Annotated in this window: 24 protein-coding genes and 4 tRNA genes; 11 read left to right on the top strand and 17 right to left on the bottom strand. The window is 41.2% G+C overall.

Annotated elements, in window-relative coordinates:
• Positions 1 to 39: 39 nt before the first annotated feature.
• Positions 40 to 1,116 carry an SPL family radical SAM protein gene (locus tag MsAm2_RS02985; protein ID WP_338098316.1) on the top strand — a complete coding sequence of 359 codons (1,077 nt, stop codon included), beginning with the start codon at positions 40 to 42 and terminating at the stop codon, positions 1,114 to 1,116.
• A gap of 35 nt (positions 1,117 to 1,151) precedes the next feature.
• Here the strand turns inward: MsAm2_RS02985 and MsAm2_RS02980 are convergent.
• The 3 genes from MsAm2_RS02980 to MsAm2_RS02970 all read right to left on the bottom strand — a co-directional run bounded on the left by MsAm2_RS02980 (position 1,152) and on the right by MsAm2_RS02970 (position 1,601).
• A tRNA-Asn gene (locus MsAm2_RS02980) sits at positions 1,152 to 1,224 on the bottom strand.
• 123 nt (positions 1,225 to 1,347) lie between these two features.
• Positions 1,348 to 1,420, bottom strand: a tRNA-Ile gene (locus MsAm2_RS02975).
• Between the two features lie 108 nt (positions 1,421 to 1,528).
• A tRNA-Asn gene (locus MsAm2_RS02970) sits at positions 1,529 to 1,601 on the bottom strand.
• Between the two features lie 202 nt (positions 1,602 to 1,803).
• On the opposite strand from MsAm2_RS02970, the gene MsAm2_RS02965 reads away from it, so the two are divergent.
• The 4 genes from MsAm2_RS02965 (at position 1,804) to pyrE (ending at position 4,990) form a co-directional block, all read left to right on the top strand.
• Complete coding sequence (locus tag MsAm2_RS02965) at positions 1,804 to 2,046, top strand: transcriptional regulator (RefSeq protein WP_338098315.1); 243 nt, start codon at positions 1,804 to 1,806, stop codon at positions 2,044 to 2,046.
• 201 nt (positions 2,047 to 2,247) lie between these two features.
• Positions 2,248 to 3,174 (top strand): beta/alpha barrel domain-containing protein, encoded by a 927-nt coding sequence (locus tag MsAm2_RS02960; protein WP_338098314.1) that lies wholly within the window; start codon positions 2,248 to 2,250, stop codon positions 3,172 to 3,174.
• A gap of 177 nt (positions 3,175 to 3,351) precedes the next feature.
• Complete coding sequence (locus MsAm2_RS02955) at positions 3,352 to 4,275, top strand: hypothetical protein (protein WP_338098313.1); 924 nt, start codon at positions 3,352 to 3,354, stop codon at positions 4,273 to 4,275.
• A 163-nt stretch (positions 4,276 to 4,438) separates the two neighbouring features.
• The gene (pyrE, locus tag MsAm2_RS02950) at positions 4,439 to 4,990 is read left to right on the top strand and encodes an orotate phosphoribosyltransferase (RefSeq protein ID WP_338098498.1); all 552 of its coding nucleotides are present in this window, start codon (positions 4,439 to 4,441) and stop codon (positions 4,988 to 4,990) included.
• 100 nt (positions 4,991 to 5,090) lie between these two features.
• Here the strand turns inward: pyrE and MsAm2_RS02945 are convergent, their stop codons facing one another.
• From MsAm2_RS02945 to MsAm2_RS02920, 6 genes are all read right to left on the bottom strand, one after another.
• The gene (locus MsAm2_RS02945) at positions 5,091 to 6,833 is read right to left on the bottom strand and encodes an ATP-dependent DNA ligase (protein WP_338098497.1); all 1,743 of its coding nucleotides are present in this window, start codon (positions 6,831 to 6,833) and stop codon (positions 5,091 to 5,093) included.
• 118 nt (positions 6,834 to 6,951) lie between these two features.
• The gene (locus tag MsAm2_RS02940) at positions 6,952 to 7,983 is read right to left on the bottom strand and encodes a homoserine dehydrogenase (protein ID WP_338098312.1); all 1,032 of its coding nucleotides are present in this window, start codon (positions 7,981 to 7,983) and stop codon (positions 6,952 to 6,954) included.
• Positions 7,984 to 8,082: 99 nt separating this feature from the next.
• Entirely contained in the window at positions 8,083 to 8,595 is a 513-nt protein-coding gene (locus MsAm2_RS02935; protein ID WP_338098311.1) for an amino acid-binding protein, read from the bottom strand.
• A gap of 393 nt (positions 8,596 to 8,988) precedes the next feature.
• Positions 8,989 to 9,522: a hypothetical protein gene (locus tag MsAm2_RS02930; protein ID WP_338098310.1), complete on the bottom strand. Its 534-nt coding sequence runs from the start codon at positions 9,520 to 9,522 to the stop codon at positions 8,989 to 8,991.
• Between the two features lie 123 nt (positions 9,523 to 9,645).
• A complete protein-coding gene (locus MsAm2_RS02925; RefSeq protein ID WP_338098309.1) occupies positions 9,646 to 11,121 on the bottom strand; it encodes a TldD/PmbA family protein in 1,476 nt (491 codons plus the stop codon).
• A complete protein-coding gene (locus MsAm2_RS02920; protein WP_338098308.1) occupies positions 11,027 to 12,358 on the bottom strand; it encodes a TldD/PmbA family protein in 1,332 nt (443 codons plus the stop codon). The genes MsAm2_RS02925 and MsAm2_RS02920 overlap by 95 nt, the downstream gene beginning before the upstream one ends.
• Positions 12,359 to 13,038: 680 nt before the next feature.
• Between MsAm2_RS02920 and MsAm2_RS02915 the strand changes: the two genes are divergently transcribed.
• Positions 13,039 to 13,233, top strand: coding sequence for a hypothetical protein (locus MsAm2_RS02915; protein ID WP_338098307.1), 195 nt, complete (start codon positions 13,039 to 13,041; stop codon positions 13,231 to 13,233).
• Positions 13,234 to 13,804: 571 nt separating this feature from the next.
• On the opposite strand, the gene lonB is transcribed toward MsAm2_RS02915, so the two are convergent.
• Positions 13,805 to 15,781: an ATP-dependent protease LonB gene (gene lonB / locus MsAm2_RS02910; protein ID WP_338098306.1), complete on the bottom strand. Its 1,977-nt coding sequence runs from the start codon at positions 15,779 to 15,781 to the stop codon at positions 13,805 to 13,807.
• A 559-nt stretch (positions 15,782 to 16,340) separates the two neighbouring features.
• Here lonB and MsAm2_RS02905 point away from each other — a divergent pair.
• Entirely contained in the window at positions 16,341 to 16,784 is a 444-nt protein-coding gene (locus MsAm2_RS02905; RefSeq protein ID WP_338098305.1) for a hypothetical protein, read from the top strand.
• 177 nt (positions 16,785 to 16,961) lie between these two features.
• Here the strand turns inward: MsAm2_RS02905 and MsAm2_RS02900 are convergent, their stop codons facing one another.
• On the bottom strand, positions 16,962 to 17,258 hold the full coding sequence (locus tag MsAm2_RS02900; RefSeq protein ID WP_338098304.1) for a putative quinol monooxygenase: 297 nt from the start codon (positions 17,256 to 17,258) through the stop codon (positions 16,962 to 16,964).
• Positions 17,259 to 17,379: 121 nt separating this feature from the next.
• Complete coding sequence (locus tag MsAm2_RS02895; RefSeq protein WP_338098303.1) at positions 17,380 to 18,057, bottom strand: hypothetical protein; 678 nt, start codon at positions 18,055 to 18,057, stop codon at positions 17,380 to 17,382.
• 389 nt (positions 18,058 to 18,446) lie between these two features.
• Between MsAm2_RS02895 and MsAm2_RS02890 the strand changes: the two genes are divergently transcribed.
• Entirely contained in the window at positions 18,447 to 18,797 is a 351-nt protein-coding gene (locus MsAm2_RS02890) for a class II SORL domain-containing protein (RefSeq protein WP_338098302.1), read from the top strand.
• A gap of 532 nt (positions 18,798 to 19,329) precedes the next feature.
• On the opposite strand, the gene MsAm2_RS02885 is transcribed toward MsAm2_RS02890, so the two are convergent.
• From MsAm2_RS02885 to priS, 4 genes are all read right to left on the bottom strand, one after another.
• Positions 19,330 to 19,515, bottom strand: coding sequence for a 30S ribosomal protein S27e (locus MsAm2_RS02885; protein WP_338098301.1), 186 nt, complete (start codon positions 19,513 to 19,515; stop codon positions 19,330 to 19,332).
• A gap of 13 nt (positions 19,516 to 19,528) precedes the next feature.
• Entirely contained in the window at positions 19,529 to 19,807 is a 279-nt protein-coding gene (locus MsAm2_RS02880; protein WP_338098300.1) for a 50S ribosomal protein L44e, read from the bottom strand.
• Positions 19,808 to 19,978: 171 nt separating this feature from the next.
• Positions 19,979 to 20,806: a DNA replication complex subunit Gins51 gene (locus MsAm2_RS02875; RefSeq protein WP_338098299.1), complete on the bottom strand. Its 828-nt coding sequence runs from the start codon at positions 20,804 to 20,806 to the stop codon at positions 19,979 to 19,981.
• Positions 20,796 to 22,013 (bottom strand): DNA primase catalytic subunit PriS, encoded by a 1,218-nt coding sequence (priS, locus tag MsAm2_RS02870; protein WP_338098298.1) that lies wholly within the window; start codon positions 22,011 to 22,013, stop codon positions 20,796 to 20,798. The genes MsAm2_RS02875 and priS overlap by 11 nt, the downstream gene beginning before the upstream one ends.
• Before the next feature lie 238 nt (positions 22,014 to 22,251).
• Here priS and rqcH point away from each other — a divergent pair, with 238 nt between their 5' ends.
• Together rqcH and MsAm2_RS02860 are read left to right on the top strand one after the other, a co-directional pair.
• Complete coding sequence (rqcH, locus tag MsAm2_RS02865; protein ID WP_338098297.1) at positions 22,252 to 24,498, top strand: ribosome rescue protein RqcH; 2,247 nt, start codon at positions 22,252 to 22,254, stop codon at positions 24,496 to 24,498.
• A gap of 71 nt (positions 24,499 to 24,569) precedes the next feature.
• A complete protein-coding gene (locus MsAm2_RS02860) occupies positions 24,570 to 25,637 on the top strand; it encodes an mRNA surveillance protein pelota (protein WP_338098296.1) in 1,068 nt (355 codons plus the stop codon).
• A 265-nt stretch (positions 25,638 to 25,902) separates the two neighbouring features.
• Here the strand turns inward: MsAm2_RS02860 and MsAm2_RS02855 are convergent.
• A tRNA-Met gene (locus tag MsAm2_RS02855) sits at positions 25,903 to 26,026 on the bottom strand.
• 210 nt (positions 26,027 to 26,236) lie between these two features.
• Between MsAm2_RS02855 and MsAm2_RS02850 the strand changes: the two genes are divergently transcribed.
• Positions 26,237 to 26,875 carry a flavodoxin family protein gene (locus MsAm2_RS02850; protein WP_338098295.1) on the top strand — a complete coding sequence of 213 codons (639 nt, stop codon included), beginning with the start codon at positions 26,237 to 26,239 and terminating at the stop codon, positions 26,873 to 26,875.
• The last annotated feature ends 116 nt before the right edge of the window (positions 26,876 to 26,991 follow it).

Genomic DNA, 26,991 nt, shown 5'->3' with positions numbered 1-26,991 from the left:
CTCTCCTCTTTTAAAAGGAAAGATTCCCATGATACTTTTATGGATAATTCCAATTCTCCCATTTGCTGTCACCCGATGGAATGCAAAACCGCCCTTCATAAAGTGGGCGGCACCTATCCCTATGAATTGGACCTCAATGTCTACCGCGGGTGTTCTCATGGCTGCAAATATTGTTTTGCGCTTTATTCTCACAAATATTTGAAAAGCGAACAAAAATCCATTCAAGAAGATGGAGCTGACGCGTCTTATTTTAATCACATTTACGCCAAAACCAATATCGCGTTTCAATTGGAAAAAGAACTCAGCCGTTTGGGACGAAGCCGGATGCGTACGCGACCGCCGACACAGACACAGACGCGAATACAGACACAAAAATCGTTGCTGGCATGCAAGACAATTAACTTTGGAAGCGTATCCGACAGTTACCAGCCGGCGGAAGCCGAATTTTCCATAATGCCGGATATTTGGAAATTGATGATCCGATACAAAAATCCTGTTGTCATTTCCACCAAATCCGATTTGATTTTGCGGGACTTGGATTTAATTGACGAGCTTTCCAAGGTCGCGTCCGTGCATGTCGCGTCGACGATTACGGCGACGGATGTTTCCATCCAAAAGAAGATTGAGCCGGGTTGCGTCAGCACGGCCCGCCGGTTTGAAATGCTTCGGAAAATGAAAAAAACGGACGCGACCATCGGCGTTCACATGATGCCCGTCATGCCGCTTTTAACGGATACGGACGAAAATCTGGAAGCGATTTTCTCAAAAACAAAAGAGATTGGGGCGGATTATATTTTGGGTGCCGCTCTCTTTTTGCGGGGAGAAACGAAAAAATCCTATTTAGAATTTATTCAAAACGATTTTCCGCAATTGTCCAACCGGATGCGGGATTTATACAAAACCGGACATTTGGATAAAAAATACAAAACGGAACTTTATGAAAAGCTGGATGCTTTGACGGCAAAATATGATTTGTCCAACAATTACCGGCGGGTGGACAAGGAAGGAAGAAAAAGGGATGAAGAAAAAAGAAGGGTAGAAGGATGGACACATACGGAAAAACCGATGAGGATTGAAAAAAAGGAAAGACAATCGACATTGCTTCAATTTTGTTAAAAATCAACACAGAAGAAAAGTAAATAATTAAAAAACGCCGCCTACAGGGCTCGAACCTGTGACATTCTGGTTAACAGCCAGACACTCTACCATCTGAGTTAAGGCGGCTTATATGTTTTTATTTTGGACCTGTTTTTAAAAAAACGTAAAATCGTCTTTTACAGGAGTTGTGATGCATATTACCTGTAGTTATAATTGAGGATACGAAATATCATATATATAGTTTTTGAATGGGCCTGACAGGATTTGAACCAGTGACAACTCGGTTATGAGCCGAGCACTCTAACCGCTAAGTTACAGGCCCGCAACGAAAATGTTTGGAATTGAAAAAGATAATTTGAGACACAAATTCAAAACTTAAAATAAAAACGGTCAGATGTTTAAAATGAAAAAGAATAAATAAAAAAACAAGCGCCGCCTACAGGGCTCGAACCTGTGACATTCTGGTTAACAGCCAGACACTCTACCATCTGAGTTAAGGCGGCTTTTATACGTTAAAGGAAGCGAATCATTCAAGCATACAATCATATTTAAACGTTTTGAAAGAACAATAGAGCAAAGATGGTATGACCCCGAGAATTTTAAATGAATAATTTAGATAAATCAAAAAAAGTGAAAGGAAGAAATAAAATAAAAGGAAAGAGTAAGAAGGGAAAAATAAGTAAATAGAGCAAATGAGGGATAAAATTGGAAGAAACAGCAGGATTTATTAATGGAAATAAATTGAGACGGCATATTCTTGAAGTTCTCAATTCAAAAGGCGCCATGGACGCAAAAAGAATTGCAAAAACACTGCGTTGCATTCCGGCAACGACCGACAAAACCATTGCTGAAGTGGAAGCGGCCGGATTGATTTTTAAAAATGGCGACGGAAAATATGATTTAACACCGGACGGAAAATACGCCGTTGATTTTATCCGCTCGGTTTGAGCGAAATCGGAAATTGACAAAGTTGACAAAGTAATGATTTTTCAAAAAATGAGTATTTCAGAATAAGTAAGAATAAATATGAAGAGTCAGTTTACTAACCATTTATTCTTCTTTTGTTTCATGATACGTACCTCCGGTACGGGTGATTCAAGTTCCAAGGATTTTATTTTTTAATTGGAATGAGTGTTTAGGGTGATGTTTATGAAAAAAATCAGTGAAAGAGACGTTTTAGTTCCTTTGGATGTTCCACGCGCGGTTCGTGACGAATATATTCAAAATTATCTGAAGATCACGCAAAACAGCGGCAACTTGATGCTTTTTGCGGGCGACCAAAAAATCGAACACTTAAATGACGACTTTTGCGGAAAAGGAATTCCGGCAGACGACAACGACCCGGAACATTTGTTTAAAATCGCGGCCGGATCTCGAATCGGTGTTTTTGCGACCCAACTCGGCCTCATCGCTCGTTATGGAATGGACTACCCGCAACTTCCTTATTTGATAAAAATGAATTCCAAAACACATTTGGTCAAAACGGAACAAGAGGACCCGTACAGCGGCCAACTCTATGACATCGACCAAGTGATGGAATTTAAAGACAACAGCGGTCTTGATATTTTAGGAATCGGCTACACCATTTACCTCGGCAGCGAATACGAAGCCGACATGTTAACGGAAGCCGCGCAGCTCATTTACGAAGCGCACCAAAACGGTCTCATCACCGTTCTTTGGATTTATCCCCGCGGAAAAGCGGTGGCCGATGAAAAAGACAGCCACTTGATTGCCGGCGCAACCGGTGTCGGTGCATGTTTGAATTCCGATTTCGTAAAAGTGAATGCTCCAAAATCCAAAGATGGAACCGACTCCGCTGTTTTGTTAAAAGAAGCGGTGACGGCAGCCGGACGGACAAAGGTCGTTTGCGCCGGCGGATCCAGTGCCGCAACCGCCGGATTTTTAAAAGAACTGTACAACCAAATTAAAATCGGCGGCGTCTGCGGAAACGCAACCGGTAGGAACATTCATCAAAAACCGCTGGAAGAAGCCATCCGGATGTGTAACGCGGTTTACGCGATTACGGTGGAAGGTGCCGACTACGATGCGGCTTTAAAGATTTATGAGGGAAAATAATTTCTCATAATTTCCCACTTCCATTAAGTTTTATCATTAAATTTCATCATTAAATTTCATCATTAAGTTTTATCATTAAATTTCATTACATTTTTATTATTAATATTTTTATATTAACACGTAATTAAGTTGAAGAATTAAAATTTGAAAAAACTCAGTAGCAACCCAGGTGAATACATGGCGGATGAAGATAAAAGTAAAATTATGAAATTTGGCGCGATTTTTTTTGTCGTTTTAATGATCGGGTCACTTTTTGCAGTGTCGATTAGCTATCTTTTAAACAATGATTCGGACAGCAATACAACCAACACCACAACTAACAATACAACAGCGATTCAAGTGCCGATTTCGGATATGCCCGGAAAAGAGATCAGTTTCACATATACGAATTTAAAAGATGGGGTGAAACATCTGCCGGAAGGAACGCTCAGCGCGCAGGTTTCAAAAATATATCCGACCGATCGGGTTTCCCAAATGTTTCCGGGCGCGAATGTGTCCCAAGTTTTGATTGGTTCATATCCAGCCGGCATTTTGGAATATTACACCGTTGGAAATGAAAGCGGCAGCGTTAATATTTCCGGAAACGCCACCCGTGGCCCGCAATACGATAAATACAACAATTACAGTTTGCTCATCGCAAGCACGGCACCGCAATATATCGTTCCGGGAAACCCGCTTTTGCTTGCGTCCTACAATGTGGATTTAGCGCACCGTGCTTTGGATGTGGCCGACGGTGGCAATAAAGTTTCCACGAACTTCGATTATATTTTATCCAAAACGGATGATGTTTCCACATTTGAAGAAATGATTGTTTTCCGGTCCAATAATGGAAGCGACTATGAACAATATTACCAGCGCTCCAGTTCGTTTTCAAACGGAACATACCAAATGGAAGGAGTTTTGCTCAATGCGACATCCGGTTTAAAACAAGACCTGACCAACCAATCACTCAACGCGAGTAAAAACGGTGTGTCTTACAAAATTTCCGACAACGGTGACATTTTCAAGTATTACATGGAAAGTACCAACGGAGTTTCTTTCGTGTCGGAAAGCAGTGCTTTGAAAAAAACCATTGAAAAACACACAAAGACCGCCAACTGATTTAAAAAACAAATTTATAATTTAAATTTAAATTTGTAAATATTCAAATTATAAATTTAAATTAAAAGCAAATGAGATGAAAAATCTCATCTGCTTTTGTTTTTTCTTTTAATTCTATTCTTTCGTTTCGACTTTTCGTTTTACAAAAAGAGTGATTTCGTTGATGATTATGGATAATCGGATTATTATTGATGCCCTGACGGCTTGCGATGCGGTTAAATTTGGCGACTTTACGTTGTCTTCCGGTCAGAAGAGTAATTTTTATATTGATATTAAAAAAGCAAGCACCGACCCAAAAACGCTGAAAATAATTTCCGAATATATCGGAAAACTCATTCCCTCCGTCATTTCACATTCCCAAAAGAATTCAATCATAATCGGCGGAGTAGAACTTGGCGGCGTTCCGATTGCGACTGCCGTTTCTTTGGAAACGGAATATCCGCTTCTGATTATTCGAAAAGAAGTGAAAGGTTACGGCACAAAAAGCCGCTATGTCGGGGATTTGGATTTGTCCAAGGAAATTATTTTAATGGAAGATGTCACAACCAGCGGCGGATCCGTTAAAAAAGCGATTGAGGCGCTTAAAGAGGACGGGGCGAAAATCACAAAAGTCGTGACCATCGTGGATCGGGAATCCGGCGCGACGGAATCTTTGGCGGAACTCGGGGTTGAATTAATTCCTTTGGTTCGGGCAAGCGAATTGGTGAAAAAATAAGTGATTTAAAAAAACATTTTTTCCTATATTTTGCATGGATTCCACTGTTAGAAAAAAGAAAAGAAGAAGGATGAATATATCCAAATAAAATCTGGATCGGTCAATTTTCTTTTTGCCCGGAATACATCCGCTCGACTTTCTCAATCGTATCAATGTCGTCCGCCGTTTTATCATCTCGGACCTGAATCAGCCGCGGGAACCTTAACGCGTATCCGGCTGCATAATTCGAACTTTTTTGAATTTCCTCAAAAGCAATTTCAAAAACGACTTCCGGCTTGATTTTTATTTCAACCCCGGATTCCGCTTCAATGAGCGTCATCATTTTTTCAGTCAGAGTATCCAAAAGCTCATCGCTCAATCCCGTTCCAACCCGCCCGATTTCTAAAAAAATATTATTGATTGGATCGGAACACGCCAAAATATACGAGCCGATTTTGTTTTTGCGCTTTCCGGCACCCCACTCCCCGCCAATGACCACAAGATCCAGCGTGTCCATCACCGGTTTTTTCTTCATCCAATTTTTCCCGCGTTTTCCCGGGGAGTACGCCGAATCCGGATTTTTCATCATGATTCCCTCATGGCCGGCTTTGAGCGCTTTTTCATAAATCTCATACGCAATCTCGGGATTGTCGGTTTCCACCATCTCATCCACGCTGATGCCTTTGGCATTCTTTTTGACAATTTGCGCCAATCTTTGCCGCCGCTCCCGAAGCGGTTTTTCAATCATGCTTTCCCCGTCGGCATACAAAAGGTCAAACAAATTCACATGAATCGGAATGTCCCGAGATGTGGATTCCACATCGTATTTCCGACGGAAACGGCGTAAAATGTCCTGAAAAGCACGCGGCTTTCCCGCGTCATCCATCGCCACAGCCTCGCCATCCAAAACCGCATCCGTCACATCCACCGCATTGAGAATCGCATCCGCGACATCCGGAAGCGAATCCGTCACATCTTCCAGCCGCCGGGAATATAATTTAACATCTTGTCCTTTTTTATGGATTTGAATACGGGCACCGTCAAATTTCCATTCGACCGCCACATTTTTTAATTCGGAAAAAGCACTTTCGATGCTTTCCGTCACTTGCGCCAGCATCATTTTGACCGGACGGTTGATTTGAATCTGCCGGTTTTTCAAACTCTCGATGCCGCCGGTTTTAGAAGCCACCGCGACTTCACCCAAATCGTTGGTCACCATAAACGCAAATTCAACCCCGTCAACCGGCACGTCAAAAGCTTTCGCAATCGAATCACGGACAATTCCTTCTCCGATTCCGATTCGAAGTTCTTCCAGCGCGATTCTGGAAATGTATTTGGCTTCTTCAGGCGTCGCCGCCGAAAATAAGGATTGAAGATTTTTAATTTTTTGAGATTGGGCACCTTTTCCGGAAGCCCCCGCGATACTTTTGAGCTGGTCGTAGACTTGGCGGATGGTCAGCTGACCCGCAATCAAAACATCGGAAGTTGAATCTGAATATTCATCATCCGTCGCCGGTTCCGGCTCAAAAAAACTGGAAAATGTGGATTGGCTTTTTTTCTCATTGGAAAGAACCAAAAAAGTGGTTTGGCCGACATCACCGGTTTGTTTGAGATAATCTTTTATTTTGTCGGGAGAAATTCCGGCCGCCTTTGAAAGTGCCGCATAAAGCAGGTTCGGACCCAATCCTAATTTTTTGCCGGTCCACGCCGGGAAAATTTCCCCCATAATCATGTAGCAGGAAACGGAAAGCTCTTCCACATCCAATTCTTTGAGAAAAGCCGCAAAAACCTCCGTCATTTCCAACGAACTTGAAATTTTTTCCACGTCTGCGCAGACGCTTGCAAATTTGGAAAAACGGGTGATTGTTTGGCCTCCGGTTCTGATTTTTAGTATTAATTTTATGAATTTTGATTAAATTTTGATAAATTTTAATTAATTTTGATTAAATTTTTGATTATGAATTTGATCTGACTTCCATTCATTAATTTACATTTTTTGAAACGCAATCGTTTCTGTAAATGGAGAGAATGTCACTGAGAATTGAGCTGGCGGTTTCAAGAGAACCGGCTCCTTTTCCGGTGACGGTGATTTCTCCCGCCAAATCGGTTTGAATCGCGGCAACGTTGAGCGTTCCGGAAACGGAGAGCGGGTGACCGATCGGAACCAAACGGGGCGCAACGCTGAGCCGTCCGTCTTTTCTTACTTCTCCAATGAGTTTGATTGTTTTTCCGGAACGGGCACTCATTTCAAGCGCTTCGTATGTCACATGGGTAATTCCGGTCCGCTCCACATCCTGAATGGTTTTGTTCATCCCAAAAACGGAATTGGCCAAAATGACCACTTTACAAGCCGTATCAATTCCTTCCACATCGTAAGACGGGTCGGTTTCCGCAATTCCAAGATCCACCGCCTCGGTGAGAATTTCCGAATAGCCGGATTTTTCTTCATACATGCGGGTTAAAATGTAATTGCAAGTTCCGTTAAAGATTCCTTTAACGCTTTTGATGTCGTTTCCGGCCATAATGTCCGTCATCAGATTGATAATCGGCATGGCTCCCCCGACCGTCGCTTCATATTTGAATTCCACATTGTTTCTCTTCGCCAAATCCTGCAATTCTTTGAATTGAATGGTCAGCGGTCCTTTGTTCGATGTCACCACGTGTTTTTTGCTTTGAAGCGCCGCTTTCATGTTCAAAAGTCCCGCGCCGCCGGTGACAATATCGGTCGGCGTCACTTCAATGACCAAATCATGAGGAATTTTTTGGATGACATCCAGCCCCGTCATGCCAAGATGGCTTTTGCCGGCGACGGTCCCGGTCTCAGCTTTTCGCTTCAAGCAGGCATCTAAATCCACACCATTTTCATCTACGACCGCGCCTTTGGAGTCGGTGACGGCCACCACCGCAATTTCAATACCTTCCATTTTTAAATAATCTTTTTTCATGAGCAAGGATTTCGCGACACCCTGGCCGATGGATCCAAACCCGATAATAGATGCTTTGACAACTTTCATAATGATTCTTCCAATTTTGATTATTTTGATTTCCCAATTGGCTCAATTTTTCCAAATTGTTCTTTTCATTTTTCCAAATTTTTCACTTCTTTTTGGACCTTAATCCGCTTCAATCGGCAGAATCAAAAGCAAATCCTTTTCTTTGGCGATTCTTTTAAGCAGGTCCAAGACATCTTTGAGTTCCTGTCTTCCAATCGCGTTTATTTTTAAGGCGGCAGAAGTCGGCTTGATAATTTCGGGCATGGACAGGGACATATCCACCACTTCAGCGTAACCGGTTTCATCAATTTGATTGATAGTATCTTTAATGTCCGTGTTAATGACATGCCCAATCATGATGACGGTAATTGTTTCCCCATACTTTTCTTCTCCGATACGCAAAACACGGATTCCCTTCTTCTCCATCTCTTCTTTGATATTTCGGATGATTTGGTTTTTCGCGTCCAGAACCAGCCGCACCTGGACTTTTTCATCCATCCCGGGAGAAGTGTTTTTGGATTTATGATAGTGGAAAACCGAAATCAAATTCGCTTTAAAATGAGAAACCGGTTCGAGCGCAAGAATTAATTGTCCCGGCTCGTCCCGAAGTTCAATGTCCATGGTGACTTTCATAAGTAACGCCTTTTGTTTGTGTTTTTGTAGGTTTTAAATTTTGGTGAATAAAAAGAACATCTCATTTAAAAAGATATTTTTATTTTTTGGATTTTATTTTTATAAGCCTTATTCCTTTAAAACGGTTTGGTGCTTTTATAAATGTTTTCGGTGATTTTTAAAGAAAAGTCAAAAAAACGGAAAAATTGATTCAAAAAATCATCTGAAAAGTCATTCAAAAAATCTCCAAAGAATCATTAAATCATCTGAAAAATCATCAAAGAATCATCCAAAAAAAGATAAAAACAGCCAATGAATTTTGCCGAACTTTTTTTAAAAATGTGTTGCTATAACGCGCGCGCCATCACCGCAAAAAAAATGAAAAAAGAAATAAAAAATCAGATCCATTTCCGTTTATTCAATCATGGATGAGGCGGTTTTTGTTTTTGGCATCACTTTCACAATCAGTGTCCCGCATTTCATCAAGGCGAGCATTTTTTTCAATTCAGATTCATTCGAGACTTCGACAACCGGACCAAATGGGTTTTTCGGAATATTCGCGTTGGAAAGCCCATCATGTTTAAAAGAAGGCATCCATTTTCCAAAATTTTCATGGCCGGTCTCGTCCAAAATCACCAAAAGACAAGCTGCCGGATTTGAAATTCCGAAAGATTCAAAAGTTGCGCCCGGCATCGGATCGGTTGACGAAAGAACGCATACTTCTTTCGCGTCCAGCCCGGCCCCTTCAAAAGAAGACAGGCGCGGTCCCAAAGATTCTACACGAAAACCGGCAGAAGAGATTTTTTTTGAAAATGAACCAAATCCGGACGATTGGATTTGATTCAAATTTTGACAAGAGCCGGGATAGGCTGAAGAAATCAATCGAATCACATCTTCAGCCTTCATTTCAGCGGCAGTTTCGTTTTTTTCCAAATTCGTTTGCGGCATTTTTTCCAATTCCTTTCATTTAATTCAATCTTCGTTTTTATGGCGGATTTTATTCATAAACTTTTCATTTTCTATTCATAAACTTTTCATTTTTTATTCACATTTTTTTTAATTTCCGGCCTGTCAATTTCCAATAACGCTCATTTCAGAAATCCGAACAGACGGTGTGACGATGTTCCCGACTTTTTGCACGTCGGCCCCTGCCCCATCGATTTTGGACAACACATCAAAGATGTTTCCGGAAATCATGATGGACTTCACCGGTGTTTTGAGTTCACCGTTTTCGATAATAAACGCGTTTCGGCCCTCGACGGAGAAATCGCCCGAAATTTCATTTGCGGTATGCGCTCCAATCACGGTATGAATATAAATTCCGTTCTTGGTTTCCGCCAAAATATCACTCTTCGGATATTGAATAATCAGATTGCTGATGTCAACGGTCGGAACCGACGCGTAAGAATTTCTAAAACCGTTTCCGGTGCTCTTTACGCCGTCTTTTCCCGCCGTGTAACTGTCATACAAATAGGATTTTAAAATTCCATTCTCCACCACACTTGTTTTTTGCGTGGCGGTTCCCTCATCATCAAAGGAGCCGCTGCCGATTCCACCGGGGAGCGTTCCGTCATCAATAATAGACAACTCCTCCGTGCCAATCCTTTCTTGGAGTTTTCCAATCAGCCCCGAACGTCCTTTTTGAACATTGTCGGCGTCAATGGATGACGCAAACGTATTTTCGATGATGTCCGAAAACGCGAACGGATGGAATATGACCGGCAATTTGGACGGCTGAATCATCACGCCTTTCGCGGACTTTTGCGCCAAAAAACCGGCATTTTGACCGATTTTGTAAAAATCAATATCTTTGGACCGGGAAACTTTATAATCATAGGCGGTAGAAGCATCCCCACTTCCTGCATCCTCTTTTGTGATGACATCCACATATCCGGAAAATCCGGTTCCGCGTTTTTTTGCAAAAACGCCGTTGGAATTCATAATGAGAACGTAGGACAACGACCTTGAAAAACTGCCGGAAGTCGGGACGATGCCTTTTACATCTTCAGCGCCCGCAACCATTTCCATGGCTTTTTCAATGCAATCCTCAATGGACATTTGAATAATCCGTTCATCATAAAGGCCGTCGACCGGCGTGTATTTACTCGATTGCGGCAAATTTTTAAAATTCGGGTCCGGACCCATAATTTTTGCGGATTCCAACGCCGATTTCACACAATCGTTTAAACTGGATTTGATATTTGTTCCGGAAAAACCGACCGCTTTGTTCAAAACAGACCGGATGCCGTAGCCGACATTTGTGCTGCACCGGGCGGTTTCAATCGCGTCGGTTTTGAAATTGATAATGGTCGCCTTTTTCATCGCATAAATAATTTCCGTCTCATCTGCGCCGATGTGTTCAGCATATTTCAACGCGTTTTCAATATCCGAAACCGCGTCTTCAAACATCTTTTTCTCTTCAAATTCTATATCTTTATCAGACCAATCCATATTAAGCGCCCCCAACCGTTGCTTTGGAGATGGAAATGTGTGGAGCTCCGTCGGACACCGGAACGGTTTGCCCGGATTTTCCGCAGTGTCCGGCATTCAATTTCAAATCATTCCCGACATGGGTAATTTGATTCAAAATATCAAGAACCCGCCCGGATAGGGAAACATCCCGGACAAGCGTTGTAATTTCACCGTTTTGAATCAGGTACCCTTTTTCGGCGTTGAATTGGAAAACACCTTCTCCGGTATTGACCTGTCCCCCTCGGGATCCGACGAGGTAAATGCCGTTTTTGACATCTTCAAGCATCTCTTCAAATTTTGATTCTCCGTTTTCAATGTACGTGTTACTCATCCGAACCACAGGAATGGAATAACCTTGCGACCGGGCATTTCCCGAGCGGCTTTTAAAAATGCTTCCGGTTTCCCGAGAATGTAAATAGGAGTTTAAAACACCCTTTTGAATCAGGACGGTTTTTTGGGCTTCGACCCCTTCCGCATCAAACGGATAAAAGCCGTATTCGTGAAGGGAGGGATTGTCAACGACGGTAATTAAAGGGGAGCCGATTTTTGTGCCCAATTTTCCTTTTAAGACCGAGTCGTTTTGAAGGACCAAATCCGCTTCGGATGCGTGACCAACGGCCTCGTGGGTAAAAACCCCTGCCAGTTCCTGATCTAAAATCACCGGCATTTGGCCGCCTTTTGGCGTCTTTGCGCCCAGCAATTCCTTTGCAGTCTGAGCAGCATGTTTTGCCAGTTCAAACGGGTCATATTTTTCAAAAATTTCATAGCCGGAAATGCTAAACCGGCTTTCCCGGCCGACTTGATACGCGCCGTTTTCGGATGCGACGGCGGATATTGAAAATCCGGTCCGGACCAAATGGTATTCGGCTTCGACGCCTTCCGAACTTTCGTACCGGGTCTTTAAAAAGGCCTCCGAATATGAGACGCGTGTGCTTTTGATACCTTCTTCTTGGGCATGCTTCTCAATTTCGCGCAAAAATTCAACTTTTTCCTCAATGCTGATATCTTCGGGATTGCTTTTTACTTTCGGCATATTTGATACGGAAGGTGCCTTAATCGGTTCGAGTTCAATTTTCTCCCGCGGTGTCTTTTCATTCATCCACACCGCTAAATTGGTCGCGTTTTTGAACTCTTCCTCTTTGTCTGAGTCGCCGTCAACGGATGTATATCCCCAAGATCCATCGCAAAGGGCACGAATGCCGGTCCCCTTGGTGTAATTTTTGGCGATATTTTCAATTTTTCCGTTATCGATGATAATGGTTACAGATCGCCCTTCAACGCGGTTCGAGTCATAAAATTGGATGTTTCTCATCCTCAAAGTCCTCCCGTTTTTTTATAAATTTAAATCTGCCCCTTTCGTTTTTGATTTATTTTTTTGGATTTTTCAATCCAAAACCGTTTTGAAACAATTTGTCAAATTAAAATGCTGATGCAAATTAAATGAAATTGAAAAAAAATGCAATTCGTATTAAATTTACATGTAACCATGCGTGACTTAAAATATGAACTGCAATAAATCGTAATGTGTAAATCGTAATATGTAAATCATACCGTGTAAACTGTAATGTGTAAACTGTAATATGTAAATCATAACGTGTAAACTGTAATGTGTAAACTTTAATATGTAAATCATAACGTGTAAACTGTAATATTTAAATCATAACGTGTAAACTGTAATGTGTAAATCGTAATGCATAAACTGATAAATTAATAAATGCAAAAAACATTTCCGTAAAATTTTATTCAAATTTTACATGAATATGTTTGAAAATGAAAAGTGTTAAAAGTTTTAGGTTTAAAAGACGTTTTGCATTTAATTCTTTTCTTTGCTTATAACTTTGTCATTCTATCTTCTTATTTTTATAGTTTTTCTATTTTATATTCAGTTTTTTATTATATTCGTATAATTTTATATAATTCATAACCTGAATTACTCCCAAAATAGGATAAAATATTTAAATTTTGACTCTTTGTTATTGACAGTGATTCAAAATGATCGGACTTAAAGAAATGGGTTACACATTAGTCGGAACGTCAATCTTGGCCATTATTATTTTTGCCTGGTACGCGTTTGGTACGGACTTCATCAACTTTGACTACTCCAGCAACACACAGCAGTTTATCGCCACTTTTGTGGGCGTTGCCATCTGCTTAGTCAGCTATGTGATTGCAAAACCACAATCTTAATCCTTTTTATTTTTTTATATTTCCATTTTTTATTTTTGGTTTTTTATTTTTTTCGATTTTTCTTTTTTCAATTTTATCTTTTCGATTTTGCTTTTTTCGATCTTGTTTTTTTCGATTTTACCGTTTCAATTTTATCATATCGATTTTGCTTTTTTCGATTTTGTCTTTCGATCTTGTTTTTTTCGATTTTACCGTTTCAATTTTATCATATCGATTTTGCTTTTTTCAATTTCATTTTTTCAATTTTTGATTTATTTATTTTCAAATTTTTATTTATCTATTCAAATACAACGATATTTTTTTCATTTTTTGAAAAAAACTTGAACATGAAATAATAATGAATTTAAAAAAACAGAATACGGAAAAATGAAAAATATTGAAAAAAAATTGAAAAAATAATAATTTGAATAAAATAAAACAATGAATCTCATCATTGTTTTTTGATTTTAAATTAATTAAATATTTTTTTATTAATTTGTTTTTTATTTTTTAGCATATCGCTGCACATACTTGCACCCGATTCTAAAAATATTACAAAAAAAGTCCGTATTTAAAAACAAGACCGGAAGAGTTACTCTTCCGGTTCCGGTTTTAAAGCTTCCTTTAATTTTTTCAGGAACGCGTCCTTTTTGGGACTGTCCACCAGTGCATATTCCAAAACTTCGGTGATGGAAGAAACCGTCACGATTTCAATCACGTCTTTGTAAGCATCTTCAATCATCACGTCCAATTCATTGGATTTGGGAATGATTACTTTTTTAATGCCGGCTTGGGCCGCAGCTTCTATTTTGTAGGTCACGCCGCCAACCGGTAAAACATCTCCGCGAACCGACAAAGATCCGGTCATCGCCACCGTTTGATTCACCGGAATTTTCTCATATGCGGACAAGACGGCGGTCGCAATGGAAATGGATGCACTGTCCCCTTCCACCCCTTCGTACGTTCCGACAAACTGAATGTGGATGTCAATCGCCTCGATATTTCTTCCGGTGACTTTTTTAATCACGGCCGAAACATTTTTCACGGCTTCGCGGGCAATTGTTTTAAGTTGGCCGGTCGCAATGATGTTTCCTTCGGAACCGGACAGCGACGGAGTGACTTCCGACAAAATCGGAAGGACGACTCCTGAATCGCCGCCAATGACCGCAAGGCCATTGACACGGCCGATTTCGCTGCCGCCCCGCAAGAAGGATTCGTAATCTTTTTTATTTTCCAAGTACCGGTCCGCCAATTGCTGTTCAATGGACCGGGAAATCTTTTTGGCACGCAACACATGGCTTGCAGTGGTGTAAGGCGCGCCGTCGGCGCCAGCTAAATCTCCGGCTACACGGACCAAGCCGCCCAAATCTCTTAAACGAAGCGTCAAATGACCTTTCTTTCCGGAACGCCGCTTGGCTTCCCGGATGATTTCTTTGACCGCGTCTTCGTCAAACTGCGGAATCCGGCCGTCACGCATGACTTCTTGCGCCACGAACCGAATGTATTTGTCACGGTTTTCCGGAGTGTCGGGCATGGAGTCGCGCATGTATACTTCATAACCGTATCCTTTAATTCTGGAACGAAGCGCCGGATGCATTTTTTCAAGCGCGTCGACGTTTCCGGCCGCCACCATGATAAAATCACAGGGAACGGGTTCGGTTTTGACAAGGGCACCTGAACTTCTTTCAGACTGCCCGGTAATCGCATATTCTTTTTCCTGAAGCGCCGTCAATAAACTTTGCTGGGATTCAATGCCCAAGATATTGATTTCATCCATAAACAAAACGCCTTTGTGCGATTTATGAATGTCTCCGGCTTCCACCCGGTCATGCGCCGGGGTTTCAAGACCTCCCGACTGGAATGGGTCATGGCGGACATCGCCGAGAAGTGCGCCGGCGTGCGCCGCCGTTGCGTCGACGTAAGGCGCATGTTGTTTGTTGTAGTTGGACACCAGCAATTTGGGAATGAGCGCGTCATCCCGCCCGATGAATTGCCGTCCAAACGTCATCAGCAAAAGACAGATGAAAACACCGATTAAAATGGAATTGGTCAAAACAGCATACAGCATGATTCCAACCATAAGAACCAACATGATCATGGTTTTAGATTGCGATTTTTTGTGGGCTTCAGCACGGTGGGCAGCGACAATTTCACGGCCTTTTCCGGCCGGCACGCGGCGAATGCGCGGATTGTTGTTGTCTTCGGCGTTGGGATAGACTAAAATGTCTTCCAGTTCCTCTTTGGGCAGAAGTTCCGCCATCGCTTTTGCGAGAAGAGATTTTCCGGTTCCCGGTGTTCCGATCATCATGACGTGACGCCGTTGGCTGGCCGCTTTTTTAACGATTTCAACCGCGTCTTCCTGTCCCAAAATTTGATCAATCAGAAGCGGCGGAACATTAATTTCTCCCGTGTTTTTAAATTGAATGCCCAATTCAATATTTTCGTTATCGTTGGGAATGTCTTTTATTTGAACATTTTCGGAATTGGAAGGATTCTCTTCCGGGTTTTGCACGCCGGTGGAGTTCCCGTCTTCCGCCATGCATTTTGTGAGTCCTTTGAAACGATCCATTGTTATCACATATTATTTTTAAAAAAAAGTTGAAATCCGTAAATCTATTTTAATTTATGGTATAATTATGGTGTACTTAATAAAGAGTATTCCCTATAAGAATTTAACTTTTTTATTTTCCGCTCCCTTTATCAAATAATGCTGCAACATCTTGTTTTTAATACGATGGGGACCGGATGGCAAAAGAACAAATTTAAAAAAAGAAAAACAACCGCAATTTTTGAAATATTAAAAGCCGGTCTCCTGGTTTTTGTGGAAAAATTTAAAAATTGACCGTAACGCGAAAATATCCCCGCAAAAAAGAAAAAGAATAAAAGTCAATAAAACACAATAAAAGTTCAATAAAAACACAATAAAAGTTCAATAAAAACACAATAAAAACAAACAATGAATTGTAAAAATGAATGAATTAAAAAATGTGATTATTGCCGGAAAATATTTTTTGATAAAATAACTTAAAATAGAATTGTGACTTCTTTGGAATTTGAGTTTTTTGAAAAAATATTTAAAATTTTTAATTTTTCGGAATTGGAATGATTGAAAGGACGGTTTTGGCATCATGAAACAGACGCATTTTCTTCTTCTTTTTTTATTGCTTTCCGTTCTTTTGATCTTTCTTGCATCCAATCACATTTATGCGGATATTCAAACGGATTTGGATGTTTCCGAAATGACCATCACGTTTCATGAAACAGATGCTACCGCTGAAATCAAATATAATGTCGGTGCTTTGACCCATATTTACATTTTCTTTTTCGGCAGCCGGAATTTGGATCCGTTTATTGAAGATTTTTTGGTCGGATTTCCGGACCATGAAATTAAATCCGTGAACAGCAACACATCCGTTGTGGAATTGTATAACGCATCCCGAGTGAGCGGAGTTTATTACCTTCATGATTCTTGTCCGCTGAGAAGCCCGGTAGATTTGCTGACTTTAGTTTATCCGGACGGACGGACCAAAACATTTGAAAACGTCACAGAGACGCCAAACACTTTCTATTAAAAAAATCAAAACGAAAAAATTGAGAAAAATGAAAAAAACGAGAAAGACAAAAAAATAATGAAAAAAAACAGCGAAAAAATCCGTCAAAACCTTGAAATCCTGATCAGTAAGTAAAATCAAATAATTTTCAAAAACGATCTGTTTTTTTCAATTTTTAATTTTAAACATCCCTGCCTGTTATTGGCATTCTTCATAGGCCGGATACATTCGAACATCTCTTTCTTCAATTAAGAGCGGTCCTGCTGTTTTTCCAAAAATTTCAAAATGGGCTGTTGCGACATGGTTTTCAAAAACGGCGCGGTCGATCCATTTTTCAACAATAATAAGTACGTTTTCTCTTTCGGTACTTTCAAAGAGTTCATAACTGAGGCAGCCGACTTCGGCCCGGCTTCCCATTACGAGCGGGCCGGCCAGCCGGATAAATTCATCCTTCGTTCCCGGTTTTATTTTGAATTGAGCCAGTACGATAAACATTTGAGAAACCTCCTTAAATAAAAAAAATATGTTTTGTTATATATCTTTTATCAATATAAAATATTAAATATTTAATAAAATTATATACAAATCATTTACAAACATTTACAAAAATCTTTTTTCATTCAAACCGGACACATTTCGCCAGAAGTTTCATTGGTTTGGAATCGACATTGACTCCGTCCACCGTCACCACAATATTGCCGACCGTCCAGATGTATCCGCAGACAAAAACATCCTTGCCGGATTCATGAATTGTGTAAGCGTAGCGGTATCCAGGCATGGAATTGACGGAATCTTTCATAACAAAACGGCTGTCGTTGCCGGACCGGATAAAATGCATGTCGGCAAGACCGGCCGCCATTTCATTGGCACTGCCGGATGAAATTGTGTTCGTCACATTTATAAAAGCAACGCCGGATGGCTCATTATTCGGATTGTCCCCGGGCGGTTTCATCCAATTCCCCGGTTTTTGAAAAAAATGAAAAATATCGGAAAGCGGCATTTCCCAAAATTCCAATTCCGTTGGGGTGAGTTGATCTTCATAAGTCACATACGCATAAAACCCGGAATATCCCAAAACATTATTACCACCGCCGGAAGTTTCATTTTCAATGAAAAATTCCGACGTTTTGACATCATGAAATCCAGGCGGCGCCCTCACTTGAACCATTTCGGGACCAAATGCCGGTTTTGGATTTAAAACTCCGGTCTCCAAAAAAGCCGTAAAAATAAGAGCCAGCGCAATCACAAATATGGAAATAACCAATATTATTTTTTCCTGAGCTCCAACACGCATACTTTTCCTCTTTTTAATTTTTTATTGTTCTTTGAGGGATAAATTTGAATGGGTTAAATCTATAATGAGATGGATCATGAATTCATATGAAGTGAATCATGAATTCACATGAGATGGACATGAACTCAATTGAAATTCATGAATTCATATGAAGTGAATCATGAATTCACATGAAATGGACATGAACTCAATTGAAATGATTGTATATATTTTATTTTAGATGAAAAGGTTTAATAAGATTCCATAATTAATATAATAAAAATAAGATAATTAATGATATTTATTTCATGCTTATGAATTAAGATATTATTAATAGAAATCATTATTAATAAGTAATTGTATTTCTTAATGTTTGTTTAATTTTTTTTCAAACAAATGGAGGAAAAAATATGGATTTTACAACTCTCTTTAAAGCGCCTGAAACAGAAGGAAAGGAAAAACACGTCCCGATAATTGACATCTTGAAAAACCATGGTGGAAAAGATGAGACGCTTGTGCTTGTCACTGTTGGAAAAGAAGTTCCGCACCCCAACACCGTTGAGCATCATATCGTTTGGATTGAGCTTTACGGTATCAAAAAAGAAACAAATCAGGTCATTTACCTTGGCCGCCAAGATCTTGCGCCGACGTTTACCGACCCATCTGCCAAATTCAAAGTCAAACTCGACGACTTCAAAGCCCTTGGCGCGCTGGCTTACTGCAACATTCACGGTGTTTGGAAAAACACCAAAGAACTTTAATTTTGATTTAATTTCCGGTTTGAATTTTGGTTCAAATTTTGATTTTAAATTTATTTTAAAAAAAGAAAAGAAGAATATCTTCTTTTTTTTATTTTTCTTCGCAACGTATGAAAAATACGTATATTGTTGATACTCTGCCTGAATTATGACAGCAGAAATTGTAATCATGACTAAAGTAAATAAAACAATAAAAAATATCGTACTGTTTTGGAAAAACAAAAAAAAGTTTGAACCAAATCGGTTCAAACAATATTTTAATTTTTAAATCTAATTTTTAAAGTTTTATTCTAAAACTTCGAGAATGTGGGTTGTAATGACCGATTTTCCACCGGTGAATTCAAAAATTCCTTCGCTTCGCTTCGGAATTTTTCAGTAAAAATAGAAAAAGATGATAAGAATTCGCTTCGCGAATTGAGGCTGCACCACAATTAAAATGATTTTTTATAAAAAAATGGATAATGTATCCGTAAATAAAAAAAAGTTTGAACCAAAAAATGGTTCAAACAAGATTTTAAATCTAATTTTTAAAGTTTTATTCTAAAACTTCGAGAATGTGGGTTGTAATGACCGATTTTCCACCGGTGCATTCCGAAAGGGTGCGGCCGCAGACATTGCAGACGACTTTTCGGCTGGCACTTCCGAAGATGATTTGCTCGTTTTCACAGTCGTTACATTTGACACGCAAGAATCTGCTTTTTGGGCGGTTTGTATAATCCATATTTTTCAACTCCTTATTCCACAAATTCAAATTTCTTGGCTCTGAATCCCGGGCGCTGGTGCGCTTTCTTACAAAGACTGCATCTGTATTTTAACGCAATCTTTTTGGTCGGTTTGTCGCCTCCGGGGACTTTGGAGAACTTACCGGCGTTACCAATACCGGTTTGTCTTTTTTTCTGACGGGCAATCATGGTCAAGGAAGAAGCTTTTCCTTTCTTGACTCTTTCAAGAACATGCTCCGAATGCTTTTTGCAAAACGGGCAATAAGTGTTAATTTTCTTTGGCATTTTCATGATACTTCACCTGCGATTCCTGATATTCTCACGAGAATAAACTCTCATGGAATCAATAAATAATAAAAGGATCCGTTGCCGGAAAAAGAGACAAAAAAATCAAAAATCATCAAATGAATTGATTTTTCCCAAAAAATGGTTGACTCTTTTAAGACGCACATCCGCAATCAATTAAGACTCCGGATTGCCTTCGGAACTGCCGGGAATACGGAGAGCGACACCGCGCTTAATCAGCAACTGCGCATTGGCATGAGGCAGCTGTACAACCTCATTTTCATGCAGCCGATATGTGCGTTTGTCCTCGCCCATGAATTCTGGTAAATCCTTTAATATTCGGACTGAAACGTATTTCTCATTTATAATATTTGTGGAAGATTCCGGCTTTTGGGACGGAGAAGAAACGGGAGGAGCTGATTTGGAAACAGATCCGGACATCATATTTGCCGATGAATCCACCGGCAGATGTGGCGCAGCCCCCGAATTGGAAGCGGGTTGCGGACCGGAAGACATTTTCTTTTCCAAGTCTTTGGGTTTGTCGGATGGCGGTGCTTTTTTGTCGGCATCTTTAGAATTTGTATTGGATGCGGCACTTGCGTCATGATCATCCGTAATTTCCGAAATCATGCTGTCACGCGACTCCCCAATCGCCGACAACACTTTTTCATAAAGAACCCGCTCTTGCGCAAGCAATTTGTCGTAGTCTTTTTTCAAAAGGCCGGTTTTGGAATTGGTAAAAGCAGTTGATGTTGCCCGCTCCACAATTTTTCCAACCCGTTTCATAAAAACGGTCTCGATATCAAAAACAATGCTGGACAACTCATCTTCAAGCATTTTATATTCCACGGAACGTGGCCGCCCGTTTTTGATCATCTCCGCTTCCAGTTCTTTAACGGCGGCAGCGGCGGTTTCATAAAAATCCGATGGAATCGGCTTTAAGTCGCGTCCCCGCTCACGTCGGGCGGTTTGTTTAATCTCTTCAAGCGTTTTATCAAGATCCATAATTTGCCACTCCACGGCACATCAAATAAACGGCAGCATATTCCGGCAATTCCGCCGGTCCTTCTTCCACGGAAAAATTTTGTCCTTTTAATTCAAACGAAAACGGGCGCAAAATCCTTACTTTGGTCATTTTGTCCCCAAAGGCCAACGAATCGGTCAACGGTTCATAATCCGGCAGCCGGGAAAGCGGGATGGTTTGAACCTCAAAACCCGAACCGCCATGAAGCGATCCCGGGAACCGGATTAAACGTTTAATATCGCCCGTCACCGGCTCATCCACGCTGGCGCCGGCATCCACGCCCAAGTCAGCGGCGGTTTTTTGGATAATATATTCAATAATGGTTTTAAAATCTTTCACCGGAAAATCCAGGCGTCCTTTTTGTGCAATTTCATTCAAAAGCGCTTCATCCGCGGCAAATGCCGCTAACTTTTTCAAGGTTGTGTCTCCGGCAATTTTATTTTCCTTTAAATCTTTAAACATTTCCTTTTTGTTTTTTTTCACTTCGGTCTGCAAATACTCTGTCACATATCCGGAAATCCTCTTGCCCCACCCGGTTTCATACCCTTCCAAAATCCATTTGGTCGGAATCTTCCGCATTCCCTTAAATTCGGATGTCCCCGCGCCGGCGTCTCCGGCCATTCCGACTTCCCGGAAAAAATATTTAAAATCCAGATCCCGGCCGCTGATATAATTGACAATTTCCCGGCGTTCGGCGCTGTCAAGTTTTGCGATTTTTGGGTCATAAATGTGGAAGTGATATCCACGTCCGCCCGAAAACACAAGTTCGATTTTTTCTTCAGAAAATCCAAAATCATGAAGGAGAAAGTCGGATAATTTTATGGATTCTTGCTTGACGTGGTCGAGCATATCGGAATATGTCCGCTTCGCGCCCGGCAAGTGGTCGGCGTCTAAGTCAAAAATCAAGTCGGCACCTTGCCAATTTTTTTGGTCCATCCGGGGCGCTCCCGGCCGTTCATAATACGCGACAGAATAATAAGCATGCGCCGGTGCCATGCCGATGAGATATTCCGACACTTCATTGGACGAGCCAAACGATTTGTGCCGCTTCATGACGACTTCCGGCATCGGATCAAAGGAAATAAATCCCCATTCCCGTTGAAGAAAGGAGGGCGGAAGGCGAAGGTCTAAGGATTTATAATGGGATTGAAATTTGACTTTCAAATACCGTTTGGTTAATTCATCCAAGATCTGTGTCCCCCAATCCCAACCATTTCAATGTTGCAATCCGAATAATTCAATGAAATACGAATCAATCCATCAATCAATCAATCAATAAATACAAAATGCCAATCAACAAATTACAAAATACGAATCAATAAATTATAAAAATTACAAATTAATCCATAAATCAAATGTTCAAATTTTTGACAAATCTCTAATGTTCCTAATATTTATAGATATTTTGTTATTATATCTCCTCACAATGAAGCAAGAAATGACCAGTGCCGATGTTTCCGCCATCGTTGCCGAACTGTCGACCGGCGGCAATTCCCTCATCGACGGAAAAATTGAAAAAATTTATCAAACGGCTGAAAATGAAATTCGAATTAACCTCTACATTCACAAAAGAGGGCGGGATGATTTAATCATCGAGAGCGGTAAGCGTCTTCATCTCAGCAAATATTTAAAAGAATCTCCAAAAATTCCTCAAGGTTTTCCGATGCTCCTTCGAAAACACATTATGGGCGGACGGATTACATTTATTGAGCAGCATCAATTTGACCGGATCGTAAAAATCGGAATCATTCGTGGCGGGGAAGAAACTATTTTGGTGGCCGAACTGTTTTCCCGCGGGAATATTATTTTGCTGGACAAAAATGAAAAAATTATACTGCCGTTTAAGCCGGTCACGTTTAAGGACCGGAGAATCCGCTCGGGAGAAACGTATGAGTTGCCCGCCGAGCAATACAATCCGCTTAAAACAAGTGTGGATGAAATCAAAATGGTTTGCCGAGATTCGGACAAAGATATTATCCGGACACTGGCAAACAATTTCAATTTGGGCGGACTTTATTCGGAGGAAGTGTTCAAACGCTGCGCGGTGGACAAATCCAAACCGGCCAAAGAGTTGACGGACGCGGAATTTGAGCAAATCCACGCGGCAATTTCGGAAATGTTGGCACCGATTCAATCCGGAAATTTCAAACCGGCGCTGGTTTTAAAAGAGATTAAAAATTCCAAAGACAAAAAAGCGGAGACAGATTCTTCTTCCATTTCAAAAATTCAAACCATGCCGCAAACGCAAACAACTGAACCGCAAACGCAAACAGCCGCACCTCAATCCATCCACCAAAATGCTATCGCGCCGGATGCGTCCGTGTCGGATACCGCCGCTCAAAAAGAAGAAAAACCGGCGTTTGTTTTGCCGGACGGGTTTGAAATTTTCGACGTGGTTGCCTTTGATTTGGTTCAATACAAGGCGTTTTCTCAAATTCCGATGGCTTCTTTTTCGGAAGCGCTCGATGAAACTTTTGGAAAAGCGTCTTTGAATGCCATTGTCGTGAAAAAGGAAGAAGTTAAGCACGAAAAAAAATTGGGTGTTTATGAGCGGCGGCTCAAGCAGCAAACGGAAACGATGGCGAAATTTGACCGTGAAATTGAAAAGAATACGAAAATCGCGGAAACCATTTATGCCCATTATTCTTTTATTGAGTCGGTTCTTTCTGTTTTTTCGGCGTCCCGGGAGAAGGGATATTCTTGGGATGAAATCATTCGTATCATCAACGACGCGAAAAAAGAAAAGAAAAACGATATTGTCATGTCGATTGTCTCCATTCAGCCGGCGGACGCGTCTGTGACATTAGATTTAAAGGAATGTAAAGCGGTTTTGGATATTCGAAAAACAATTCCGCAGAATGCGAATGTGTATTACGATGCCGCGAAAAAATTCATGAAAAAGAAAGAGGGCGCCAAGAAAGCCATTTTGGATACGCAGGCGGCTTTGGACAAAAAGGACAAGGACAAAGATAAAAAATCGGCGTCAACTTATGTTCTTAAGAGGAAAAAGCATTGGTATGACCGGTTCAAATGGTTTTATTCCTCCGACGGATTTTTAGTGGTCGGCGGCCGGGATTCGGATACCAATGAGGAAATTTTTAAGAAATACATGGAAAAGCGGGACTTGGTCTTTCACACTCAGATGCCGGGAGCACCGCTGACAGTCATTAAAACGGAAGGGCGGGAGGTTCCTCCTACGACTCTTATGGAGGCGGCGACGTTTGCGGTTTCCCATTCCAGTTTGTGGAAAGGCAAAAAAGCATCCGGGGACTGCTACATGATTAAAGCGGAACAGGTGTCTAAAACGCCGGAGAGCGGGGAATATGTCACCAAGGGTTCATTCATTATCCGAGGGGAGCGGCAGTATTTTAATGACGTCGCTTTGGAATTGGCGGTCGGGCTTGAACTCGACGATGAGACGCGTATAATCGGCGGCCCGATTTCCGCCGTCAAAGCGCGGGCGAAGCATGTTATTGAAGTCATTCCGGGAAAATTCAATCAGAATGACTTGTCCAAAAAAATATATCGGCTGTACATGAATGAGGTGAAAGACCAGAAATTTTTAAAACAAATTTCGTCGCCGGATTTGATTGCGATGGCGATGCCGCCGGGAGAATCAGATATTAGGAGCGGCCCCGATGGAAAAATGCCGGTGGAAGAGAGCGGGGAATAATCTAAAATAATCAAATAAATTCAGAATTCAAATAAATTCTGAATAATCAAAAAATTGGGAGCGTGAGTCGGATGAAAGTGATGAAAAAAGAAATGAAGGGCCGGACCGGCGAAATCACTCTTCTTGCCGACACGCTGGAAGATTTGTGGCATCTGAGATACATTATTGATCCGAATGATGTCGTTTTTGCGCTCACCAAGAGAAAGCCGGAAGGGGCGGATGACAAAATCCGTCCGGAAAAATTGGAAAAGGTAACAGTCCGCCTCGGCGTCCGGGTGGAAAGTACGGAGTTTCACAAATTCGCAAACCGCTTGCGCATTCATGGGGTGATTGTTTCCGGAATGGACATGGGTATGCATCATACGCTCAACATTGAGGAAGGAACAAGTCTAACCATTGCGAAAGAGATTTGGAAAAACGACCAGTTCGACCGCATCAACGAAGCGGAGGAAGCGTCCAAGCGTCCGTCGGTCGTCATTGTCGGGATTGAAGAGGGCGACGCTGACATTGGTTTAGTCCGCCACTACGGCGTTGAGCCGTATTCTCACATCCGGCAATCGTCCGGAAAACGTGAAAACGGTCTTCGGGATGTTTTTTTTAAGGAAATCGCCGACCAATTGAATTTCGTATACAAGGACGGTGCCGCGATTGTTTTGTGCGGCCCGGGATTTACCAAGGATGATTTTTTGATTTATTTTAAAAAAGCGTATCCGGACCTTGCGTCGAAGTCCGTTACGGAAGACAGTTCGATGATCGGCGTTTCGGGATTCTTGGAAGTTCTCAAAAAAGGCTCAATTGATAAAATCATGCATGAGTCCCGGATTTCCCGGGAAACGAATTACATGGACGCATTTTTAAAAGAGGTCTCCCTGGATGGAAAAGCGGCTTACGGCCCTGCAGATGTTCAAAACGCGATTGATTTCGGTGCCGTAGAAACGCTTTTGGTTGCCGATGAAAAATTAAGAGAGGAGCGGGAAGCGGCCGACGGCAAAACCGACACCAAAATCGAAAGCATGATGCAAGAAGTGGAGCGGTCCCAAGGAAAAGTGATTATTCTGAGCACGGAGTTTGAGCCGGGCCGAAAACTGGCGTCCTTTGGCGGAATTGCCGCGATTTTGAGATATAAGATGGGGCTGTGATGTGAAAGTTCATATCAGTAACCTATAAATATTAAAAAACACATTAAAAATTTTAACAGAACCTGCCGGGCCTCTCAACGATGCACACTTGGCGGGTCCCTTAACTCTTTTTTGACTTTTCTATAATACATAACATTTTAGCGTTTCGTTTATGATTTTGCATAATTTTTCAAAATAATTTCTATCGTAACTTCACGGAAATGTAAAATGTAAAAAAATGTAAAAAAATGCAAAAACAGGATCAATTATCTGAAAAAGAAAAAAGTGCCCGGAGCGTGACTCGAACACGCGACCTCCAGATGTCTCAGGAACCGAAATATTCAGGTCCGAAAAGACGCCATTTATTTTCCCTATGAGTCTGGCGCCCCAACCGACTAGGCTATCCGGGCATTGCGGGATTATAGAAAGCCAATTGTCCTATTAAAAAGTATTGATTGAAAAAAAATAATGTCCGATTTTTCATTTTTAAAAAAAAGTTTTCTTTTCTCGGGATTTATAAATCTTAAATTTTTTATAAAAATGTATAAATAACGTCCCGACATGAATGAATTCATCCAATCCGTAAAAACCGACAAAATTGAAAGAGATGGTTTGAAAAGATGGATCAATTTGAGGTGGAACTTAAAATGAAAATGATTGGGTTTTGCGGGAGTCCGCGGCGGCGGGGAAATACGGAAATATTGATGGAAATGATTCAAAGCACGGTGGAAGATGCCGGCATTTCGATGGAAATTGTTGGCTTAGCGGACGTCGACATCGGGTTTTGTTCGGCGTGCGACGCTTGCCACGTTCCGGGCGGGAAATGCATTTTGGATGACGACATGGATTCCCTTGCCCAAAAAATGAAGGAGGCCGACATTTGGGTTTTTGGAACGCCGGTTTATTGGTGGGGTCCGACCGCGCAAATGAAAGTGTTTATGGACCGCTGGTACGGAATTTCAAAAACCATTTTCCAAAATAAAAAAGCGATATTGGTGATTCCAATGGAAGACACGGATGACAAAACCGCATCACACGTTGTTGGAATGTTCCAAGACGCTTTGGATTATGTCGGCGTTGAAATTTTGGACACGGTTGTCGCAAAAGGCGTTTGGAGTGCAGGCGATGTTAAAGAAAAGCCGGAAATTCTGCAGGCGGCAAAAGACGCGGCGCAAAAAGCGGTCAGCGTTTCATCAAAAAAACCGGCGGCGAAACCGAAAGGAAAAGGACAGAGTAAAAAAGAAACAAACCAAAAATAAACAAACCAAAAATAAACAAACCAAAAACAATAAGCAATAAACTGCAATTGCCCAATCCAAGCAATCCCTCCCGAAAATTCGGATGCGTTTCGCATCCGAATTTCTCGGATTATTAA

It is taken from the genome of Methanolapillus ohkumae (genome assembly GCF_032594355.1).
Taxonomy (GTDB): Archaea; Halobacteriota; Methanosarcinia; order Methanosarcinales; family Methanosarcinaceae; genus Methanolapillus; species Methanolapillus ohkumae.
This window is presented reverse-complemented; position numbering and strand designations above follow the sequence as displayed.

What these genes read in the sequence shown, in the direction of transcription:
- MsAm2_RS02985 (WP_338098316.1), top strand. Translation starts at nt 40, where the DNA reads ATGGATAATTCCAATTCTCCCATTTGCTGTCACCCGATGGAATGCAAA.
- MsAm2_RS02960 (WP_338098314.1), top strand. Translation starts at nt 2,248, where the DNA reads ATGAAAAAAATCAGTGAAAGAGACGTTTTAGTTCCTTTGGATGTTCCA.
- MsAm2_RS02955 (WP_338098313.1), top strand. Translation starts at nt 3,352, where the DNA reads ATGGCGGATGAAGATAAAAGTAAAATTATGAAATTTGGCGCGATTTTT.
- pyrE (WP_338098498.1), top strand. Translation starts at nt 4,439, where the DNA reads ATGATTATGGATAATCGGATTATTATTGATGCCCTGACGGCTTGCGAT.
- MsAm2_RS02940 (WP_338098312.1), bottom strand. Translation starts at nt 7,983, where the DNA reads ATGAAAGTTGTCAAAGCATCTATTATCGGGTTTGGATCCATCGGCCAG.
- MsAm2_RS02935 (WP_338098311.1), bottom strand. Translation starts at nt 8,595, where the DNA reads ATGAAAGTCACCATGGACATTGAACTTCGGGACGAGCCGGGACAATTA.
- MsAm2_RS02930 (WP_338098310.1), bottom strand. Translation starts at nt 9,522, where the DNA reads ATGCCGCAAACGAATTTGGAAAAAAACGAAACTGCCGCTGAAATGAAG.
- MsAm2_RS02925 (WP_338098309.1), bottom strand. Translation starts at nt 11,121, where the DNA reads ATGCCGGACACTGCGGAAAATCCGGGCAAACCGTTCCGGTGTCCGACG.
- MsAm2_RS02920 (WP_338098308.1), bottom strand. Translation starts at nt 12,358, where the DNA reads ATGAGAAACATCCAATTTTATGACTCGAACCGCGTTGAAGGGCGATCT.
- MsAm2_RS02915 (WP_338098307.1), top strand. Translation starts at nt 13,039, where the DNA reads ATGATCGGACTTAAAGAAATGGGTTACACATTAGTCGGAACGTCAATC.
- lonB (WP_338098306.1), bottom strand. Translation starts at nt 15,781, where the DNA reads ATGGATCGTTTCAAAGGACTCACAAAATGCATGGCGGAAGACGGGAAC.
- MsAm2_RS02905 (WP_338098305.1), top strand. Translation starts at nt 16,341, where the DNA reads ATGAAACAGACGCATTTTCTTCTTCTTTTTTTATTGCTTTCCGTTCTT.
- MsAm2_RS02900 (WP_338098304.1), bottom strand. Translation starts at nt 17,258, where the DNA reads ATGTTTATCGTACTGGCTCAATTCAAAATAAAACCGGGAACGAAGGAT.
- MsAm2_RS02895 (WP_338098303.1), bottom strand. Translation starts at nt 18,057, where the DNA reads ATGCGTGTTGGAGCTCAGGAAAAAATAATATTGGTTATTTCCATATTT.
- MsAm2_RS02890 (WP_338098302.1), top strand. Translation starts at nt 18,447, where the DNA reads ATGGATTTTACAACTCTCTTTAAAGCGCCTGAAACAGAAGGAAAGGAA.
- MsAm2_RS02885 (WP_338098301.1), bottom strand. Translation starts at nt 19,515, where the DNA reads ATGGATTATACAAACCGCCCAAAAAGCAGATTCTTGCGTGTCAAATGT.
- MsAm2_RS02880 (WP_338098300.1), bottom strand. Translation starts at nt 19,807, where the DNA reads ATGAAAATGCCAAAGAAAATTAACACTTATTGCCCGTTTTGCAAAAAG.
- MsAm2_RS02875 (WP_338098299.1), bottom strand. Translation starts at nt 20,806, where the DNA reads ATGGATCTTGATAAAACGCTTGAAGAGATTAAACAAACCGCCCGACGT.
- rqcH (WP_338098297.1), top strand. Translation starts at nt 22,252, where the DNA reads ATGAAGCAAGAAATGACCAGTGCCGATGTTTCCGCCATCGTTGCCGAA.
- MsAm2_RS02860 (WP_338098296.1), top strand. Translation starts at nt 24,570, where the DNA reads ATGAAAGTGATGAAAAAAGAAATGAAGGGCCGGACCGGCGAAATCACT.
- MsAm2_RS02850 (WP_338098295.1), top strand. Translation starts at nt 26,237, where the DNA reads ATGGATCAATTTGAGGTGGAACTTAAAATGAAAATGATTGGGTTTTGC.